General features: G+C 67.8%; 14 protein-coding genes and 1 pseudogene. 7 read left to right on the plus strand and 8 right to left on the minus strand.

All coding sequences use genetic code 11. From position 1 onward, the window contains the following. Positions 1-66: 66 nt before the first annotated feature. From betT to H4F70_RS20750, 3 genes and pseudogenes are all read left to right on the plus strand, one after another. Positions 67-2,244, plus strand: a complete 2,178-nt coding sequence (betT, locus tag H4F70_RS19725; protein WP_235681233.1) for a choline BCCT transporter BetT — start codon at positions 67-69, stop codon at positions 2,242-2,244. A 375-nt stretch (positions 2,245-2,619) separates the two neighbouring features. Beyond that, a pseudogene (locus H4F70_RS20745) lies at positions 2,620-2,904 on the plus strand (integrase catalytic domain-containing protein); the annotation flags it as partial. Between the two features lie 299 nt (positions 2,905-3,203). Continuing rightward, positions 3,204-3,755 carry a hypothetical protein gene (locus H4F70_RS20750; protein ID WP_235681234.1) on the plus strand — a complete coding sequence of 184 codons (552 nt, stop codon included), beginning with the start codon at positions 3,204-3,206 and terminating at the stop codon, positions 3,753-3,755. A gap of 297 nt (positions 3,756-4,052) precedes the next feature. On the opposite strand, the gene H4F70_RS19735 is transcribed toward H4F70_RS20750, so the two are convergent. Both H4F70_RS19735 and H4F70_RS19740 read right to left on the minus strand, forming a co-directional pair. Further along, positions 4,053-4,919 carry an alpha/beta fold hydrolase gene (locus tag H4F70_RS19735; protein WP_182358469.1) on the minus strand — a complete coding sequence of 289 codons (867 nt, stop codon included), beginning with the start codon at positions 4,917-4,919 and terminating at the stop codon, positions 4,053-4,055. 51 nt (positions 4,920-4,970) lie between these two features. Beyond that, the gene (locus tag H4F70_RS19740; protein WP_182358470.1) at positions 4,971-5,915 is read right to left on the minus strand and encodes a 3-carboxyethylcatechol 2,3-dioxygenase; all 945 of its coding nucleotides are present in this window, start codon (positions 5,913-5,915) and stop codon (positions 4,971-4,973) included. On the opposite strand from H4F70_RS19740, the gene H4F70_RS19745 reads away from it, so the two are divergent. Then, a complete protein-coding gene (locus tag H4F70_RS19745; protein ID WP_182358471.1) occupies positions 5,909-6,976 on the plus strand; it encodes a LysR family transcriptional regulator in 1,068 nt (355 codons plus the stop codon). The two genes, H4F70_RS19740 and H4F70_RS19745, sit on opposite strands and share 7 nt — an antisense overlap. 23 nt (positions 6,977-6,999) lie before the next feature. Here H4F70_RS19745 and H4F70_RS19750 read toward each other — a convergent pair whose 3' ends face one another. The 5 genes from H4F70_RS19750 to H4F70_RS19770 form a co-directional block, all read right to left on the minus strand. Continuing rightward, the gene (locus tag H4F70_RS19750; protein ID WP_182358472.1) at positions 7,000-7,797 is read right to left on the minus strand and encodes an ABC transporter ATP-binding protein; all 798 of its coding nucleotides are present in this window, start codon (positions 7,795-7,797) and stop codon (positions 7,000-7,002) included. Beyond that, positions 7,797-8,642: an ABC transporter permease gene (locus tag H4F70_RS19755; RefSeq protein ID WP_182358473.1), complete on the minus strand. Its 846-nt coding sequence runs from the start codon at positions 8,640-8,642 to the stop codon at positions 7,797-7,799. The genes H4F70_RS19750 and H4F70_RS19755 overlap by 1 nt, the downstream gene beginning before the upstream one ends. Positions 8,643-8,653: 11 nt before the next feature. After that, positions 8,654-9,700 (minus strand): ABC transporter substrate-binding protein, encoded by a 1,047-nt coding sequence (locus H4F70_RS19760; protein ID WP_182358474.1) that lies wholly within the window; start codon positions 9,698-9,700, stop codon positions 8,654-8,656. A 26-nt stretch (positions 9,701-9,726) separates the two neighbouring features. After that, positions 9,727-11,379, minus strand: a complete 1,653-nt coding sequence (locus H4F70_RS19765; RefSeq protein WP_182358475.1) for an FAD-dependent monooxygenase — start codon at positions 11,377-11,379, stop codon at positions 9,727-9,729. A gap of 197 nt (positions 11,380-11,576) precedes the next feature. Further along, positions 11,577-12,206, minus strand: coding sequence for a TetR/AcrR family transcriptional regulator (locus tag H4F70_RS19770; protein ID WP_182358476.1), 630 nt, complete (start codon positions 12,204-12,206; stop codon positions 11,577-11,579). 103 nt (positions 12,207-12,309) lie between these two features. Here H4F70_RS19770 and H4F70_RS19775 point away from each other — a divergent pair, with 103 nt between their 5' ends. Continuing rightward, on the plus strand, positions 12,310-13,263 hold the full coding sequence (locus tag H4F70_RS19775) for an aldo/keto reductase (protein WP_182358477.1): 954 nt from the start codon (positions 12,310-12,312) through the stop codon (positions 13,261-13,263). Positions 13,264-13,440: 177 nt separating this feature from the next. Next, positions 13,441-14,424 (plus strand): AurF N-oxygenase family protein, encoded by a 984-nt coding sequence (locus H4F70_RS19780; protein WP_235681235.1) that lies wholly within the window; start codon positions 13,441-13,443, stop codon positions 14,422-14,424. Between the two features lie 6 nt (positions 14,425-14,430). On the opposite strand, the gene H4F70_RS19785 is transcribed toward H4F70_RS19780, so the two are convergent. Beyond that, a complete protein-coding gene (locus tag H4F70_RS19785) occupies positions 14,431-15,477 on the minus strand; it encodes an SNG1 family protein (RefSeq protein WP_235681236.1) in 1,047 nt (348 codons plus the stop codon). 127 nt (positions 15,478-15,604) lie between these two features. Here H4F70_RS19785 and H4F70_RS19790 point away from each other — a divergent pair, with 127 nt between their 5' ends. Then, on the plus strand, positions 15,605-16,183 hold the full coding sequence (locus tag H4F70_RS19790) for a TetR/AcrR family transcriptional regulator (RefSeq protein ID WP_182358479.1): 579 nt from the start codon (positions 15,605-15,607) through the stop codon (positions 16,181-16,183). The last annotated feature ends 14 nt before the right edge of the window (positions 16,184-16,197 follow it).

The following is a 16,197-nucleotide window of genomic DNA, read 5'->3' on the forward strand; positions in this document are numbered from 1 at the left end:
GCGCGCCGCACCCCCACTCGGAACCCCCGGGTCCAGCCGGCCACGGCGTGACCGAACGGAATTCATATGACTTCGCAACCGACCGCGGCGGGCGACGGCACTATGCCGCACTCCGCCGAGCAGCACCCCACCACGCGGATCCGGCCACGACAGGATCCGCGGCATCGCACCCGTCAGATCAGAAAGCCCGTCTTCTGCATCTCTGCGGGCGGCGCATTCGCCGTCGCCCTGTGGGCCCTGTTCTCGCCCGATTCGTACGCGAGCGCCATGTCCGCGTCGTTCGGATGGATCACCGGCTGGCTCGGGTGGTTCTACATCCTGCTCGCCACCGGCGCACTGGTGTTCGTCATCTACCTCGCCTGTTCCCGCTACGGGCGCATCCGGATCGGCCCGGACCACTCCCGCCCCGAGTTCGGCATTCTCACGTGGACATCGATGCTGTTCGCAGCCGGCATCGGCACCGACCTGATGTACTTCGCGGTGTCCGGACCATTGACGCACTATCTCGCGCCGCCCGAGGGCCCCGGCGGGACGGAGCAGGCCGCGCGGAAGGCATCGGTATGGACGATCTTCCACTACGGCATCAACGGTTGGGCGCTCTACACCGTCATGGGCATCGCGCTGGGGTACTTCGCCTACCGCCGCGGCATGCCGCTGGCGATCCGCTCCGCGCTGTACCCGCTGCTCGGCAAAAGGGTGCACGGGCGTGCAGGCGACGCCGTCGATATCGCCGCAGTGCTCGGCACGATCTTCGGCGTCGCGGCATCGCTCGGCATCGGCGTCGTCCTCATCAACGTCGGGCTGAACGTGGTGTTCGGAGTCGCGGTCGGCATCCCCGCGCAGATTGGCCTGGTGGTGGTCGGCGTAGTCGTCGCAACCCTGTCCGCGGTGTCCGGCATCGACAAGGGCATCAAGCGGCTCTCTCAGGCGAACACCGCTCTCGCCGTCGGCCTGACGGTCTTCGTCCTCTTGGCCGGCAAGACCGACTACCTGCTCAACGCGCTGGTCATGAACGTCGGTGACTTCATCCGCTTCTTCCCGGGCATGACGATGGAGACCTTCGCGATGGGCGACGGCAACGCCCACCAATGGCTCGCCGATTGGACGCTGTTCTTCTGGGCCTGGTGGGCGGCGTGGGCCGCCTTCATCGGGATGTTCCTCGCCCGGGTCTCCAAGGGCCGCACCATCCGCCAGTTCGTGGCGGGTGTGCTGATCATCCCGTTCACCTACATCCTCATGTGGGTGTCGATCTACGGGAACTCTGCGCTCGACATCGTCCGCTCCGGCAACCGAGAGTTCGGCGAGGCCACTGTCGACAACCCCGAGGAAGGTTTCTTCGCGCTCCTCCAGAACTACCCGCTGTTCACCGTCGTCGCGGCCGTCGCGGGCCTCACCGCCCTGCTGTTCTATGTGACCTCCGCCGATTCTGCGGCGATGGTGATGTCCACCCTCACCTCCCGGATCGACGATCCGGACGACGACGGCGCCCGCGCACCCCGCGTGTTCTGGGCGGTGGCGACCGGCCTGCTGACGATCGCCATGCTCACCGTGGGAGGTGTCGGCTCGCTGCAGCAGGCGACGGTCGTCATGGCGATCCCGGCGGCCATCGTCATCGTCATGGTGATGATCAGCCTGTTCAAGTCGCTGCGCGAGGAGGGCGCCATGATGGAGACTGCGGCGACGATCCTGCCGAACGCGCTGAGCGGCCGCAGCGAGTCCGGTGATCACCGGACCTGGCGGGCACGCATCCGCCGCGACGTCGCCTTCGCCACGCCCGAGGATGCGGACGAGTTCCTGTTCATGGACGTCGCCTGCGCTCTGCAGGATGCAGGCGACGAGCTGCGCGCGGCCGGGTACGACGTGACCGTCACCGCCTGCACCGACGACGACACCCATCATGTGCGGATGGAGATCACCTGTTGCGTCGACGGACGGCGGCCGTTCGTCTACGCCGTGCACCGGGACCTGTTCGCCACGCCCGCTTTCGCGCGCCGGCGGAATCCCTCAACGCCGGAGGTTTCGGCGCGCCTCGTCGTCCACCTCGACAGCGGCGGTCAGGGATACGACGTCATGGACTACACGCAGCCGCAACTGGTCAACGACCTGCTCGACCACCTCGAGCGGTATCTGGAGTACCTACGACTGGGCGATCCTTCGTCGCACGGGATCCGGGGCGGTACAACCGAATCCGGCAGCCCCACTGCGGAAGAGCCGGCACCGGAAAGAATGCCTGTCGACGCGTGACGACAGGCCGAGCGCGGTTGCAGCCGACTACAACCCCGGAACGCCTTCAGCACCATCGCAGGGCCGGACCGCACCGTGCTCCGGCCCTGCGGCCGTATCGGCGGCAAGGCCGCCGGGTCCGCCACGTGACGGTCAACGATACCGAACACTCCGGGGACCACAACGATCCGGCGTGCCTCACCTACTTTGAGCGCGTGGCGCCGGGTGGTGCCTCACCTACTTTGAGCGCGTAGCCAGGAAAGCTTGCCCGATGTGGAAGGCAAGATCGACATGGCCGCGAGACGGCAGGTGACGAACAAGCTGCGGAATCAGTACCGCAAGGCGTCGAAGGCGGACAAAGGCAAGATCCTCGACCGCGTGGTGGAGACCACGGGTATGGGCCGCTCGACCGCACGGCGGATGCTTCGCGGCCCTGCGCTGCCGGACCCGGCCGAGCAGGTCGACGGACGCACACTGCGCACTCGGCGCTTCAGCGACGACGCCAGGACCCTGCTTGAGCATGTGTGGGCGTTGATGGGCATGCCGTGCGGCAAGTATCTGGTCGTCATGGTCGATCTGTGGCTACCGCTGCTGGCCGAGGCGGGTGATCTGGACACGCCGTTCGCCACCGACGAGACGACCGCGGAACTGAAAGCGATGAGCGCCGCGACCGTTGACCGGTACTTGAAACCGGCACGCGACAGAATGCGGATCAAGGGCATATCGACGACGACGCCGTCACCGCTGCTGCGGAACTCGATTGCCATCCGTACCTGCACGGACGAGGCACCCGACACGCCAGGGGTGATCGAGGCCGACACCGTGGCGCACTGCGGCCCCACGCTGATCGGCGAGTTCGCCCGCACGCTGACGATGACCGACATTGTGACCGGGTGGACGGAGAACTGCTCGATCCGCAACAACGCCTCGAAGGGATCCTCCACGGGATCGAACAGCTGCAGGGCTGGTTTCCCTTCGCCATGACCACCTTCGACAGCGACTGCGGTTCGGAGTTCATCAACCATGAGGTCGCCGGGTGGCTGCAGGACCGCGACATCGCACAGACCCGCTCTCGGCCGTACCAGAAGAACGACCAGGCGCACGTGGAGTCGAAGAACAACCACGTCGTGCGCAAACACGCCTTCTATTGGCGCTACGACACCGCCGACGAACTCGAGCTGCTCGACCGGCTGTGGCGGCTGGTGTCGCTGCGGTTGAACTTCTTCACCCCCACGAAAAAAGCCGTCGGCTACACCGCCGGCGCGGACGGCCGCAGAAAGCGGATCTACGACAAGCCGGCCACCCCATGGCAGCGCCTGCAAGACTCGGGAACCCTTGATGCACAACAACTTTCGCGGGTCTCGGCTCGGATCGACGGGATCAACCCGGCCGACTTGACCCGGCAGATCAACGCCATCCAGATGCAGCTACTCGACCTGGCGCGAGACAAGACCGAAGCCCTCGCCGCCGCCCGCCACATGGACCTGGAAGCATTACAACCGTCAATCAACCGATTGGCCCAGGCGAAGTAGCGCAAGCCTCCCACGCGCTCACACTGCGTGAGGCACCGGCCACCCGCTTCGCGCTCACTTTTACGTGAGGCACCTCGCGATCTCGCCGCGATGCGCGCTTGCTCCTTTGCCAGAGGTATTCCCTGGTCGGCTGCTTCGGCGGGCAGCCCCTCGCTGTCACTGCAACACAGCCCGCCCCAGCTACTAAGGCGTGCAATGGCGGGCCACCCCGCCGGGCCCCGGTGACCCGGGTGCGACAACGGGCGTTACCGTCGCGTCCGGTGATGTCACTCCGGCGGGTCGAGCCGGTGCCGTCGATCAGTTCGGCTCGGCCAGGAAGCCCAGCACCAGGTCGTTGAACTCGTCGAACTGTTCCCATTGGGGCCAGTGACCGGCGTCGTTGATCAATTGGAACCGGCCGTTCTCGATCTTCTTGGCCATCTCGAGCCCGGCGGCGGCCGGCCCCGACGGGTCGTCGCTCGTCCACACCACCAGCGTCGAGTGCTTGATCGCGGCGAGCTCGTCGTCGGTGATGACGTTCCGGTCACGAATGGCATCGTCCTGCAGTGCGAGGATCCCGCGCATCGACTCGCTGAACGTGGGCTGCGAGTAAATGGTGCGGCGCACGTCGACGAGCTCGTCGCTGACTGTCTCGTCGTGCGCCATCAGCCACTCGAGTCGTGTGCGGATGCGCTCGGGGCTGGGATCGTCCGCCGCGGCCTGCGACAGCGTGCGCAAGCGCTCGCGCGCGGCGGGATTCGCGACCGCCCCGCCCGGCGTGTTGAGCACCAGCTTGTCGACGCGCTCCGGGTGGGCAACGGCGAACTTGACCGCGATCCAGCCGCCGAGGGATTCGCCGTTGAGGTGCGCGCGGTCGATGCCGAGCACGTCGAGCAACGCGCGGAGATGCTCGACGTAGTCGGCCAGCTCGAGCCCCCGCGTGGTGTGGGTGGTGTAGCCGTGGCCGGGGTAGTCGAGCGCGATCACCCGGTAGTTCTCGGCCAATGCGGCGACGTTGCGGGCGCAGAATTCGAGGTGGCCTCCCGTGCCGGGAAGCATCACCACGGCCTGCGGCGCGCTTCCGGCCTCGAGGATCCGCGTGGACCATCCGCCGACGGCGACGTGGCGGACCGTGAAATCGGTGCCGAGCAGGGCGGTCCAAATGCTGGGGTTCGTTGCAAGCATCTCGTGTACTCCTTTGTGTTGTCCGACGACGCTTCCGTCGAATCTGCTGTGCTAGTTGCCCTGTGAAATGGCAGTGGTGATGCCGAACCCGGCAATCCACTCGGGGATCGGCCGGTAGAAGCGGGATCGCATCGAGTACCGCCCCGCTGCCGCGAGCGCGGAGTACGCCGCGATCCAGGTGCGCACCTCGTGCGACGAGTGACCGGCGGCTTCAGTGCACCAGGCGGTCGTCCACCCGTCGACGTCGTCGAGGCGCCCCTCCGCGAGCAGGTCGAGGAAGTCGTTGTCCCACTCGGGATTCAGCGGCGCAATCGCGGCCGTGCCGGCCGCCAGGTCACGACCGGCCTGGACCACGCGCCGTTGGCGCTCCGCGCGCACGTCCGGACCGGGGTCGCGGCCGGCGATGAGGCGCTCGGCCACCTCCGGCGCGGCGCCCACCAGCTCGGGGACGGGCGGATCGTGCGAGAGCCCACCCGATCCGACGATCAGCGCCCTCTCGTCCCCCTCCGCGAGAAATCCGCCGATCGCCGCTCCCAGTGCGCGTGCGCGCGATGCGGGACCGAGCGGGATGGCGACGGCGTTGAGGAACACCGGGATCGTCGGCACCGCATCGACCGCTCCGAAGAGCAGCTCGAGCGGTTGGGCGAAGCCGTGGTCGAGACGCATCCGCTCGGAGACCGCGACGTCGACCCCCGCGTCGAGCACATGCTGCGCGAGCGCGCGAGAACGCTCCGTCGGCACGTCCAGCGGGCCCGCGGCGGTGCCGTAATCGCCGACGGTGACGGCCCGCTGACCGATGCAGAACGGCGGCATCAGGTCATAGAAGACGCCGTTGTAATGGTCCGGTGCGAAGATGACGACCAGGTCCGGGTCGAACTCCGCGCAAAACCGGCGGGCTTCGTCGAACGCGGTGTCGACGTCCCGCTGCACATCGTCCGCTGGGTGGTTGACCCCCATCAGCGGCGAGTGCGAGGTGGTGACCAGTCCGAGTGGCATTGATTCCTCCGAAGGGAACGCGCTTCGTCGAAGACGACGAAATCACGGCGTTATGGTTAGGTCTATGCGGATTGATCCGAGACTTGCATAGGCTATTGACTATGTATACGCCCGAGGAGACGCCGAAACCGCGCGCGGTCGGCCCCGACAACAACTTCTCAGTCCAGAAGCTGGAGGTCTTCTGTTCGGTCGTCGAGCTCGGCGGCGTCGGCAGGGCAGCCGAGGCACTGTTCGTCTCGCAGCCGGTGGTGAGCGCCCACCTCAAGTCGCTCGAAAAGCACATCGGCGCACAGCTTTTCGTCAAAGATGGCAGGTCGATCCGTCTGAGTGAGCCGGGCCAGACGGTCTACCGGTGGGCGTCCGATGTGCTGCGCAGCCGGCGGGAGCTCGACAAGTCGTTGGAATCGCTGTCCGCGGGCACTGCGGGCAGTGTCCGGATCGCGGCGAGCATGTCGGCCGGCAACAGCCTGCTCACACCGGTGGTCGTCGATTTCCGGCGGCGGTACCGCGACGTGGACATCACGGTGACGAACTCGTCGGTGGAGGTGGCGATGGAGACCGTCCGTGCCGGGCGGGCGGACTTCTGCGTGGTCGCCACGGATGCCGTGGTCGATGCTCGTTCGTACGAAGCCGAACTGATCGGCCAACCACCGTTCGTACTTCTGGCCGCCGTCGACGACGATCGGGTTCCCGATAGGGTCGGGGCCGTCGAACTCGCGCAGCTTCCATTCATCACGCCTCCCGGCGGATTCGCCATCCGACACAGCCAGGAGGCGGCGCTGGCGCGGCTCGGCGTCAAGCACCGGCATGTCGAGATCGAACTGGGCAGCGCGGAGGCCATCAAGCAGGCGGTCTCCGGCGGGCTCGGCGTGGCTCTTCTGTGGCGGGTGTCGGCGCGCCAGGAGCTCGCCCGGGGAGAGTTGCGGGAGATCACGATCGCGGGTCCGCCGATCAGGGACAAGCTCTACTTCGTCACCCGTAGCCGCAAACGGCTCACACCGGTCCAGCAGCGTCTGCGGCGGGCGATCACCGAATCGATCCCCGACCTGCTCGAAGCCTGAGCCCCTCGGCGGGCGCCCGCCTCTCATGCGGCACGCCCTGCGGCCGGGTGCAGCTTGTGCCAGATGACCCTTTCGATGTCGGCGAGCTCCGTGCTGTGCTGGAACTCGCCCGTACGCGGACGCGGTTGCCCGACTTCGACGGTCTCCCGGATCGTCCCCGGGTGCGCCGACATGATCGCGATGCGGTCCGCCATGAACACGGCCTCGCGGATGTCGTGCGTCACCAAGACCGCCGTGGTGCCCAGGGACTCAAGGATCCCCGCGACGTCGATCTGCAGCTTCTCCCGCGTCAACGCGTCGAGGGCGCTGAACGGCTCGTCGAGCAGCAGGACGTCGGGGCGCACCGCCAGCCCTCGCGCCACGTTGACGCGCTGCTGCATGCCGCCGGAGATCTGCGACGGCAGATAGTCGGCGTACCGCTCGAGCCCGGTCAGCGCCAGCAACTCCTCGACGGCCTCGTCGCGGCCGGCCTTCGAAGCGTGCACCGAGTGGCCGTTTCGCAGGGTCAGGCCGAACGCGACGTTCTTGCGGACCGTGTACCAAGGCAGCAGCGACGGGCGCTGGAAAACATACGACAACCGGGGCGCGTGCGTCGGGCCGTCGGGCATGCGCACGGATCCCGCGCTGGCGGTCTCCAGCCCCTGGATGATGCGCAGCAAGGTGGTCTTGCCGCAGCCGGACGGCCCCACGATCGCGAGGAACTCGCCCCTGCCGACACGCAGCGACACTCCGTCGAGCACCGGCGGCGCCGAATTCGTGAAGCTCTTGCTGACCGCCTCGACCTGGAGTGCGGAAGTGGACAGTGCTGTTGCGTGACTCATCAGAGCCTCCTGTAGGCGCGCCGCTCGAAGAACTCGATGACGGCGGTGAATGCGATGCCGAGGAACGCGAGCAGCAGGGTGACCGCGAAGATCTTCGGGGTGTTGAAGGACTGGGCCGACTGCAGGAGGTTCAGTCCCAGGCCGGCCGACGCGCCGAACAGGTCGGCGACAACCACGCCGATCAGTCCGCGGCCGATGGCCAGGCGAAGCCCGGTGAGGATGAAGGGCAGCGCACCGGGAAGCAGCACCTTCCGGAAGGTCTCCATGCGGGACGCTCCGAACACGATCGCCAGCTCCTTGTGGTCGGTGCTGACGGCACGTGCCCCCGAGACGGTGTTGATGAGGATCGGAAACACCACCAGCGCGAACACGACGGCGATCTTCGACTGCAGGTCGAATCCGAAGATGATGATGAACAGCGGCGCAAGCCCGATGATCGGGGTCGAGTACAGCGCGTTCACCCACGGGTTCGCCCACTTGTACAGCATCCGGCTGGCACCGATGGCCAGGCCCAGGGGGATCGCGATGATCGCGGCCAGCACGTAGCCCGCGGCGAATCCCTGCATGCTGATCGTGAGGTCCGGCCAGATCGAACCCGACGTGAACATCGAGGTCAATGTCCGCACGATCGCCGTGGGCGCCACGATGATCAGGTCGCTGGGTTCGAAAACCCTCACCAGCACCTCCCAGAGGAGGAGGCCGCAGAGGATGGAGATCAATCCGTAGGGGGTGCGCAGCCGGCGGGCCCTGCCCGCCAGGGCGGTCACCGCGGACCCCGCCGCCGACGTGTCCGGGACGGTGACCGGGGGCCTGACGCTCGTCGCCTGGGGCGTTTCGCGTTCCATGCTTGTCAGACTCATTTCTCCCCCCGTGCCGCGTCGAGATACGAGTAGTCCATGTACTGCTCCTCGGTGATCGGCTTGTCCATCAGGCCGAGCTCCAGGTAGGCGTCGACCGTGGCGGTGAACACGCCGGGGTCGTGATGGAAGTCGTCGGGGAAGTAGGCGTTCGGGATCGCGGGCGCGTAGAAGTATTTCTCCAGGCCGGCCTTGATCGCCTCGGGCGGGTCATCGACGAGCTTGCCGATCTCGGTCACGGCCTTGTCCTCGTTGGCCGGGTCCTTGACGAACTCCACGGCCTTGATGATCGCCCGCAGGTACTTGGTGACGGCCTCGGGATTCGCCTTCGCCCACTTTCCGGATGCCTCGATATCCGTGGTCATCAATCGCGGGGTCTGTCCTCCTGACGGCGCGAATCCCAGGTCGGTCAGGCCGCCGGAGTTGATCGCGGTGTACGCGGTCGGATATGTGGACAGCGTCGCAGCCGCCTGCCCGTTCTCTACTGCGGCGACACGCTGCGGGGTCGCTCCGAGCGCCACATAGGTCAGGTCGTTCTCGGGGTCCAGGCCGGCCTGCTCGGCGAGGTTGTCGAAGATGACCCGGGTGATGTCGTTCGTGCTGCCGAGCGCAATCGTCTTGCCGCGCAGCTCGTCCCACGAATCGATGCCGGGGGAAGCGAGGACCGTCCAGATCGACGCGTCCATGGCGGCGGAGATGCCGACGACGTTCGCGCCCTTGGAGGCCGCGGCGATGCCGTCCACGCCGATGTGGCTGATCTGGACGGCGCCCGACTGCATGCCGTTGATGGCATCGGCGCCCTTGGTGACCTTCACGTACTTGTCGACGGCGATGCCTTCGTCGTCGAAGTACCCCAGCGCATCCGCGAGGTGCGGCCAGAGGCCGGTGGTCATGCCGGCCACCGACTGTTCAGCGACGGTGATGGTCGATCCGGATTCGGACGCATCGGAGGCGGTGCTGCACGCAGTGAGTACCGCGGTACTCAGGATGGCTGCGGCCGCAGCGGCGGCGAGCCGGGCGGGCCTGGCACGTTGCGGAAACTTCATGAAGATACTCCTGACCTGTCTGGGCTTCACGCGGAATGTCGTACCGGCATGGCGGTGGCGAGCCCGAGGAGCCGGGAGAAGACCGCCCCCGGGTCCGCCGGGGCGGTGGGCCCGCTCCAGGCGACGACCTGGTCCGGACGCACGAGCACCATCGTCGCGTCCCCGTAGATCGCGGGATCGACAGGCTCGTCGATGTCGAGGACCGCCAGCGGGATCCCCGCGGCGGCCGCGGCGGCGGCGAACGGCCCCGCCGCTGGCGCCCCAGCACCGATGCGAAGCAGCGTGAACTGATCTCCTACCTGGTCGAACAGCGAGTCGCCGCCGGGACGCCAGTGATGCGGCAAACGGGCTCCGGCGACGACGCTCGGAACGTAATCGCCGATCGAGGCGATCGCCGCGTCACCGTCCTGCTCGCCGTCGATGCCCGGCGTGCCGGAGTACTTGGCGCCGAACTGCACGCCCTGGCTGTACCACTGCTTCCTGTCGATCTGCTCGATGCGCGCACCGGCCTGACGGCGCAGCGACGCGCCCAGCGGGCCGGGCTCATGCAGCGCGGGATCGCGGGCGATCTCCTGCATGTCGGAGTCGATCTTCAGCGCCGCACGACTCGTTGCCTCGCCGACGGAGCGCCGCTCGCCTTCGTAGTCGTCGAACACCCGCTCGCCGGCCCATCCGGAAAGCACCGCGTGCAGCCGCCACGACAGCGCCATGGCGTCGCCGATCCCCGTGTTCATGCCGAACCCCCCGAGAGGGAGCCACAGGTGCGCCGCGTCTCCTGCCAGGAGGATCCGGCCATCGCGGAAGCGGTCGGCGACGAGCCGGCGCGCGGTCCACCGGACCACCCCGACAGTGTCGATGTCGTCAAGCCGACGGCCGATCGCGTCGTCGAGCATGACATCCGTGTCCACACTGTCGGGATCGACACCCTCGGGGACGCGCGCGTGGCAGAGGAACAGCGACCCGCCGTCCAAACGGATCAGGCTGCCGCGGAACTGCCTTCCGTACCACCAGTACATCCACCCGGGCCGGTCGCCCAGCATGCCCGCCAGACTCGGCGAGCGGAACTGCACCGAATGCCTCCGCTCACTGACCTCTCCGTCGCCTTCGAGCACGGCGCCGATCATGCGACGCACCGTGCTGGCTCCGCCGTCGCATCCGACGACATACCGGGCGGCGACCTCGTACTGCTCGCCGCTCCCGGTGCGCACCGAGAGCACAGCCGCGTCGCCGTCGTCGCGCACGGATTCGACGCTGTGCCCGCGCCGGACGTCGATACGACCGCTGTCCCGGCAGGCGCTGTCGAGGACCGGCTCGAGATAGATCTGCGAGATCCTGTGTTGCGGTTCCGGCGTCGGCCAATCGTCGAACTCGGCGGCGGAACCGTCCAGCACCTCGTCGCTGGAGGAGAACTCGAACCGGGTGAGTTCGTGGCCGGTCATGCTGGTGCAGTAGACGACATCGGTGGCGTGGTCGCCGGGCAGGCCGGCGCGGCGGATCCGTCCTGCGAGGCCCAGCCGCCGGAAGTACTCCATCGACCGCGCGTTGGTGGTGTTGCACCGCGGGTTCGTGGTGGTGGTCGCCGACGTGTCGAGCAGGAGCACCCGGGTTCCGCGGAGAGCGAGGTCCAAGGCGAGCGTCATGCCCACGGGGCCGGCACCGACGACCGCTACGGGATGCACGTGAGCCTTCCCGTGCCTCTCTGACGATGTGATGTAGGTCATGTCAACGACCGTAGGCGGGCCGCCTATATAGGTCTATGTGGAAGTTCGATGCTCACACATCGCCAAGGGACTATGAATGATCGTCCGTCAGGCGCCGAGACCCCGCCGGCATCAATGCCGGCGGGCTCCGTCACGGTCGGTCGATCCGCCCCCCACTACCCGCCCGCCGGGAAGAGCCGCCCCACGGCGGCGACGATCGCCGCACGCCGGTCCGCCAGGAACGCCTCCCTCTCAGCGCCTTCCAACGTCACTGAGCGCGGCCCGTCGGCCCAGGCCGTCGCCAACTGGTTGACGAAGACGAGGATGTCGAGCGGATCCCACGACGGGTCGAGCAGCCCGTCCTCCTGGGCGCGGCGCAGTATCGCGGTCTTACGCCGCGCCGTCTCCACGACGGCGTCGTCGTCGGCCGGCCCCTCGAGCGCACCCCACTGCATCAGCCTGCGATTGTCGGGGTTGGCGACGAAGTAGTCGTGCACCCGCCCCGCGTATCCCGGCAGATCGGCGGGGTCCAGCTGCGTCGCCTCGGCCACCGCGTCGAGCTGACGGCCGGAGACGAACCGGTAGAGCTCGTCCTTGCCGCGGAAGTACGCGTACACCCGTTCCTTGCTGGTCCTGGCGGACCGGGCGATCCGGTCGATCCGCGCGCCGGCGATCCCGTGCCGCGCGAACTCGGCCGTCGCCGCCGCGATGATGCGTCCGCGTGTCGAGTCTGCAGCCTCGCGGGGACAAGCAGCGTCGACGGAATCCGCAGTGGCGGCTGGATCAGCGTGCGACGGTTCCGGCATCCGCCCAGCCTAACAACCCGAACCGATCGGTTTGACGCCGTGATCTGCCCACGCCTATCGTCAAACCATACTGTTCGGTTTGGCAAGCGAGAAAGGTGGACGCATGCAGCAGAGGACGCTGGGGACACAGGGGCTCGCCGTCGCGGCGGTGGGATACGGGTCGATGGGGACCGCCGTGGGGTACGGACCCACCGACGACGCCGAGTCGATCGCCGCGATCCGCCACGCGCGCGAGCTGGGCGTGACGATGTTCGACACCGCTGAGATGTACGGATGGGGCGAGGGCGAAAAGCTCCTCGGCCGTGCGGTGGCGCCGTTCCGCGACGAGGTCGTGATCGCCACCAAGTTCGGGCTGACCCCGGAGTTCGGCACCGATTCGCGGCCCGAGCACATCCGCGCGGTGGTCGAGGCGAGCCTGCGCAACCTCGGCGTGGACTGCATCGACGTGCTCTACCAGCATCGGGTGGACCCGGCCGTGCCCATCGAGGACGTCGTCGGCACGATGGCCGAGCTCGTCCGCGCAGGGACGGTGAAGTACCTGGGGCTGTCGGAGGCGCCACCCGAGATCATCCGCACAGCCCACGCCGTGCACCCGATCTCCGTACTCCAGACCGAGTACTCGATCTTCGCGCCGGACGCCGCACCACTGTTCCCGCTGTTGGAGGAGCTCGGTATCGGGTTCGTCGCGTACTCGCCGCTGGCGCGCGGCTTCCTCACCGGCGCAGCCGCACCCGCCGCCGACTACGGGCCCGCCGACTTCCGCCGCCAGATGCCGTGGTGGGCTGCGGACAACTACGACGCCAACGCGGCCATCGTCGCTCGCCTCTCCGAGATCGCCGACGCCAAGGGGATCACCCTCCCCGAGTTGGCGCTCGCGTGGACGCTCGCCGCGCACGATCACGTCGTCCCCATCCCGGGTTCCCGCAACGCCGGCCGCGTCGCCAGCAACATCGCGGCCGCCGACGTCGTCCTCACCGCCGACGACCTCGCACACATCGCCGCCATAGCGCCGGCAGGTGGCCACGGCGGCCGCGGCACGCCGTCGCCCTGGCTGTGAATGCGCCGGCGCATCCGCCCCACAGACGGTCATCCGCGACGACGCCCCATTAACTATGGACATCGCGTCACACATAGATCTACTGTGGACACATTGTCCCGGATAGTCGGCCGTTAGGAGTCCGAGATGCAGGCCCCCGCAATCCGTCGCTCACGGCGCCGTGCCACTGCCGGCCGCATGACCACGCTGCGCGATGCCGCCGGTTCACGCCACGCGTACGAGGACACTCTGCGCACGCTGTCCGAGGCGTCCTCGACGGGACCGCACTTCGAGGCGTTCAAGGACATCGCTTGGGATTCGCCCGAATTCGCCGCACCCGCGGACGACCCTCGATGGACGCTTCCCGAGGTCGACCCCTTGAGTCGCACCGATTGGTTCCGGGGCCTGCCCGCCGCGGAACAACGTCGCATCGCCCGCCTCCGAATCGCGTCGATCACGAAGACCGGCAGCCAGTTCGAACAACTGCTGCTGCTCGGCGGCACACAGTTCCTCATGGGCCTGGCCAACGAGAACCCCGAGTTCCGCTACTTCATGCACGAACTCACCGAAGAGACCCACCACATCCAGATGTTCCAGGAGTTCACCAACAGGGTGGCTCCCGAGGTGCACGGCGGGCCGACGCTGTTCATCAAGTCGTTCCCGCTCGTCGGCATGCTGGGCTCGCTGTGGCCCAGCTTGTTCTTCCAGATCATCCTCGCCGGCGAGGAGCCGATCGACCACATCCAGAAGAGCATCATGCGCGGCGGCGGGATCCACCCGCTCACCGACCGCATCATGGAGATCCACCTGGCCGAGGAAGCGCGGCACATCGGGTTCGCCCACGCGTGGCTGCGCCGCCATGCTCCGCGCATGAGCCGCGTCAACCGGCTCGCGCTCGGCGTGACGACCCCGTTGATCATGCGCATCGGATTCTGGGGCATCGTCGTCCCGAGCAGGCAGGACGCGAAGCTGATGGGCATCCCCCGCGACGTCCTGCGCGATACCTACTCGATGCGCAATCCCGATTTCCGGCGTCTCCTCTCCGACGCCTGCGCGGACGTGCGGAGCCTCGCCGACGCCAACGACATGCGGAACCGGCTCACCCTGTGGTCCTGGCGGCGGACCGGGACCGACGGGCGGCCTTCCCGCTACCGCAGCGAGCCGTCGCGGGCCGCGGCCTGACCTTTCTCACACGACGCTGATCGCGGTGTGCTCTCGCCGCTCCAGCTCCGGGACACTGCTGTATCCGGCATCAACGCCCGGCGCGTGGTCTCCTCGATTCTTGAGGACCGACAGTCCGCTGAGGCCGAGTCCGACGACGATCCAGCCGACCAGGGTCCACACCGAGTGCGCAACCGACGCTCCGTCGAAGAATCCGACGGAGCGCGCCGCATTGCCGGCCGCACCGATCGGCAGCAACTGCCCGATCTCGCCCCAGGGCGCGGGGAGCCACTGCCATCCGGTGGCGATGCCGGACAGCGGGTTGGAGACGAAGAGAGTCAAGACTCCGCCGAACGCCAGGCCCGCGTAGCCGATGAGCGATTCGAGCCCCAGGACGAACTCCGATGTGGCGGCAATGCCGAGGGCGAGCACCCCCGACATCGCCCAGTAGTCGGCATCGAAGGTGCCGAAGCCGAACCGCAGGATCGCGCCGATGACGAAGCCGGCGATGAGCGAGAACGCGAGCGAGCCGAACACGCGCAGGCCATGACGCTTCTTCAGGGTGAACGACAGCACGGCCGCCGAGATCATCCCACCGAAGGCCAACGGCAAGGCCAGAACGCTGAGCCCGGTCGCCGACGGATCGTGGTCGGCGGTCGGTGCGACGTCCTCCACCGTCACCGTGCTTCCTCTGTCCTCAAGCCCGGCGGCGACCCCGGTGAGGACTTCCCCGTACGGGCTCCCGGCGCCGGAAGCGGTGTAGACGGCGGCACCATCCGCAGCGACGGCGATGCCCCCGATCACCTCTCGGTCGCGGATCGCCTCCTGTACGTCGTCGGCGCTGCCGTAGACGGTGACGTCGAAGGCGCCCGGCCGTCGCTGGTCGAGCGCACTTGCGAGCCGGTCGACGGCCGATGGCGCCCCTGCGACGCCGAGCGGCAGATCCTCCGGGCCCGAATGGAACTGCGGGGCCAGGAAGGACAACAGCATCAGGGCCACCGCGGCCGCGAGGCCGATGACGGAAACGGCGAGCATCCCGTACGTCTTGGTGCCGGACTTGTCGGTGATTCCCATGCGAGCCCTCGCAGTGCTGTCGAAGCGTCGTCCATCCGGAACGCTGTGTTCCGCTTTCGGTTGTGGAACATACCGCTCCGCTTGTTACGATGCAATGCCATGACGGGTCGCAGCAGGGAGGACCAGCGTGCGCGCGGATGCGAGGGAGAATCGTCAGGCGCTCATCGGCGCAGCCCGGCGGATGCTGGCGGAGCGGGGCGCGGACGTCTCCATGCGGTCGGTCGCCGCCGCGGCCGGAGTGGGGATCGGAACGCTCTACCGACACTTCCCGAACCGCGACGACCTGCTGACCGCCGTGGTCGGTTCCATGGTGGACGACATCACCCGCGTCATCGAAAGCCACGAAACCGGCTGGGCGAGCCCCGAGGACGCTGAAGCCACGTGGCGTTCCTGTGCCCACGAACTGGCCGGGCTCCGGCTCGCCGCAATCGGGGAGAACGTGATCGTCCTCGCACCGCAGGAGGGGGAGGTCTGGAAAGCGACAGCCCCGCTACGGGGTCGGCTCACCGACGCGTACTCGAGTCTGCTGGCCCGGGCGGCGGACGCCGGGCTGGTGGACGCCGCGCTGGCCCCGTGGCGGTTTCATCTCGGATTGGCGGCGATCGCACGTCCGCTTCCCGGCGGGTTCGAGGCAAGGTTCGACGATCTTGCGCCGGGGCAATCGACCTGGCTCGTCGATACTTTCCTCAACGGTCTGCGGCCGTGAAGGCCCTCGCAGAA

The organism is Tomitella gaofuii (genome assembly GCF_014126825.1).
In the GTDB taxonomy this organism is placed as follows: domain Bacteria; phylum Actinomycetota; class Actinomycetes; order Mycobacteriales; family Mycobacteriaceae; genus Tomitella; species Tomitella gaofuii.

Coding starts and splice junctions, on each gene's coding strand:
- betT (WP_235681233.1), top strand. CDS start 67: ATGACTTCGCAACCGACCGCGGCGGGCGACGGCACTATGCCGCACTCC.
- H4F70_RS20750 (WP_235681234.1), top strand. CDS start 3,204: ATGACCACCTTCGACAGCGACTGCGGTTCGGAGTTCATCAACCATGAG.
- H4F70_RS19735 (WP_182358469.1), bottom strand. CDS start 4,919: ATGCTTGCAACGAACCCCAGCATTTGGACCGCCCTGCTCGGCACCGAT.
- H4F70_RS19740 (WP_182358470.1), bottom strand. CDS start 5,915: ATGCCACTCGGACTGGTCACCACCTCGCACTCGCCGCTGATGGGGGTC.
- H4F70_RS19750 (WP_182358472.1), bottom strand. CDS start 7,797: ATGAGTCACGCAACAGCACTGTCCACTTCCGCACTCCAGGTCGAGGCG.
- H4F70_RS19755 (WP_182358473.1), bottom strand. CDS start 8,642: ATGGAACGCGAAACGCCCCAGGCGACGAGCGTCAGGCCCCCGGTCACC.
- H4F70_RS19760 (WP_182358474.1), bottom strand. CDS start 9,700: ATGAAGTTTCCGCAACGTGCCAGGCCCGCCCGGCTCGCCGCCGCTGCG.
- H4F70_RS19770 (WP_182358476.1), bottom strand. CDS start 12,206: ATGCCGGAACCGTCGCACGCTGATCCAGCCGCCACTGCGGATTCCGTC.
- H4F70_RS19775 (WP_182358477.1), top strand. CDS start 12,310: ATGCAGCAGAGGACGCTGGGGACACAGGGGCTCGCCGTCGCGGCGGTG.
- H4F70_RS19780 (WP_235681235.1), top strand. CDS start 13,441: ATGACCACGCTGCGCGATGCCGCCGGTTCACGCCACGCGTACGAGGAC.
- H4F70_RS19785 (WP_235681236.1), bottom strand. CDS start 15,477: ATGGGAATCACCGACAAGTCCGGCACCAAGACGTACGGGATGCTCGCC.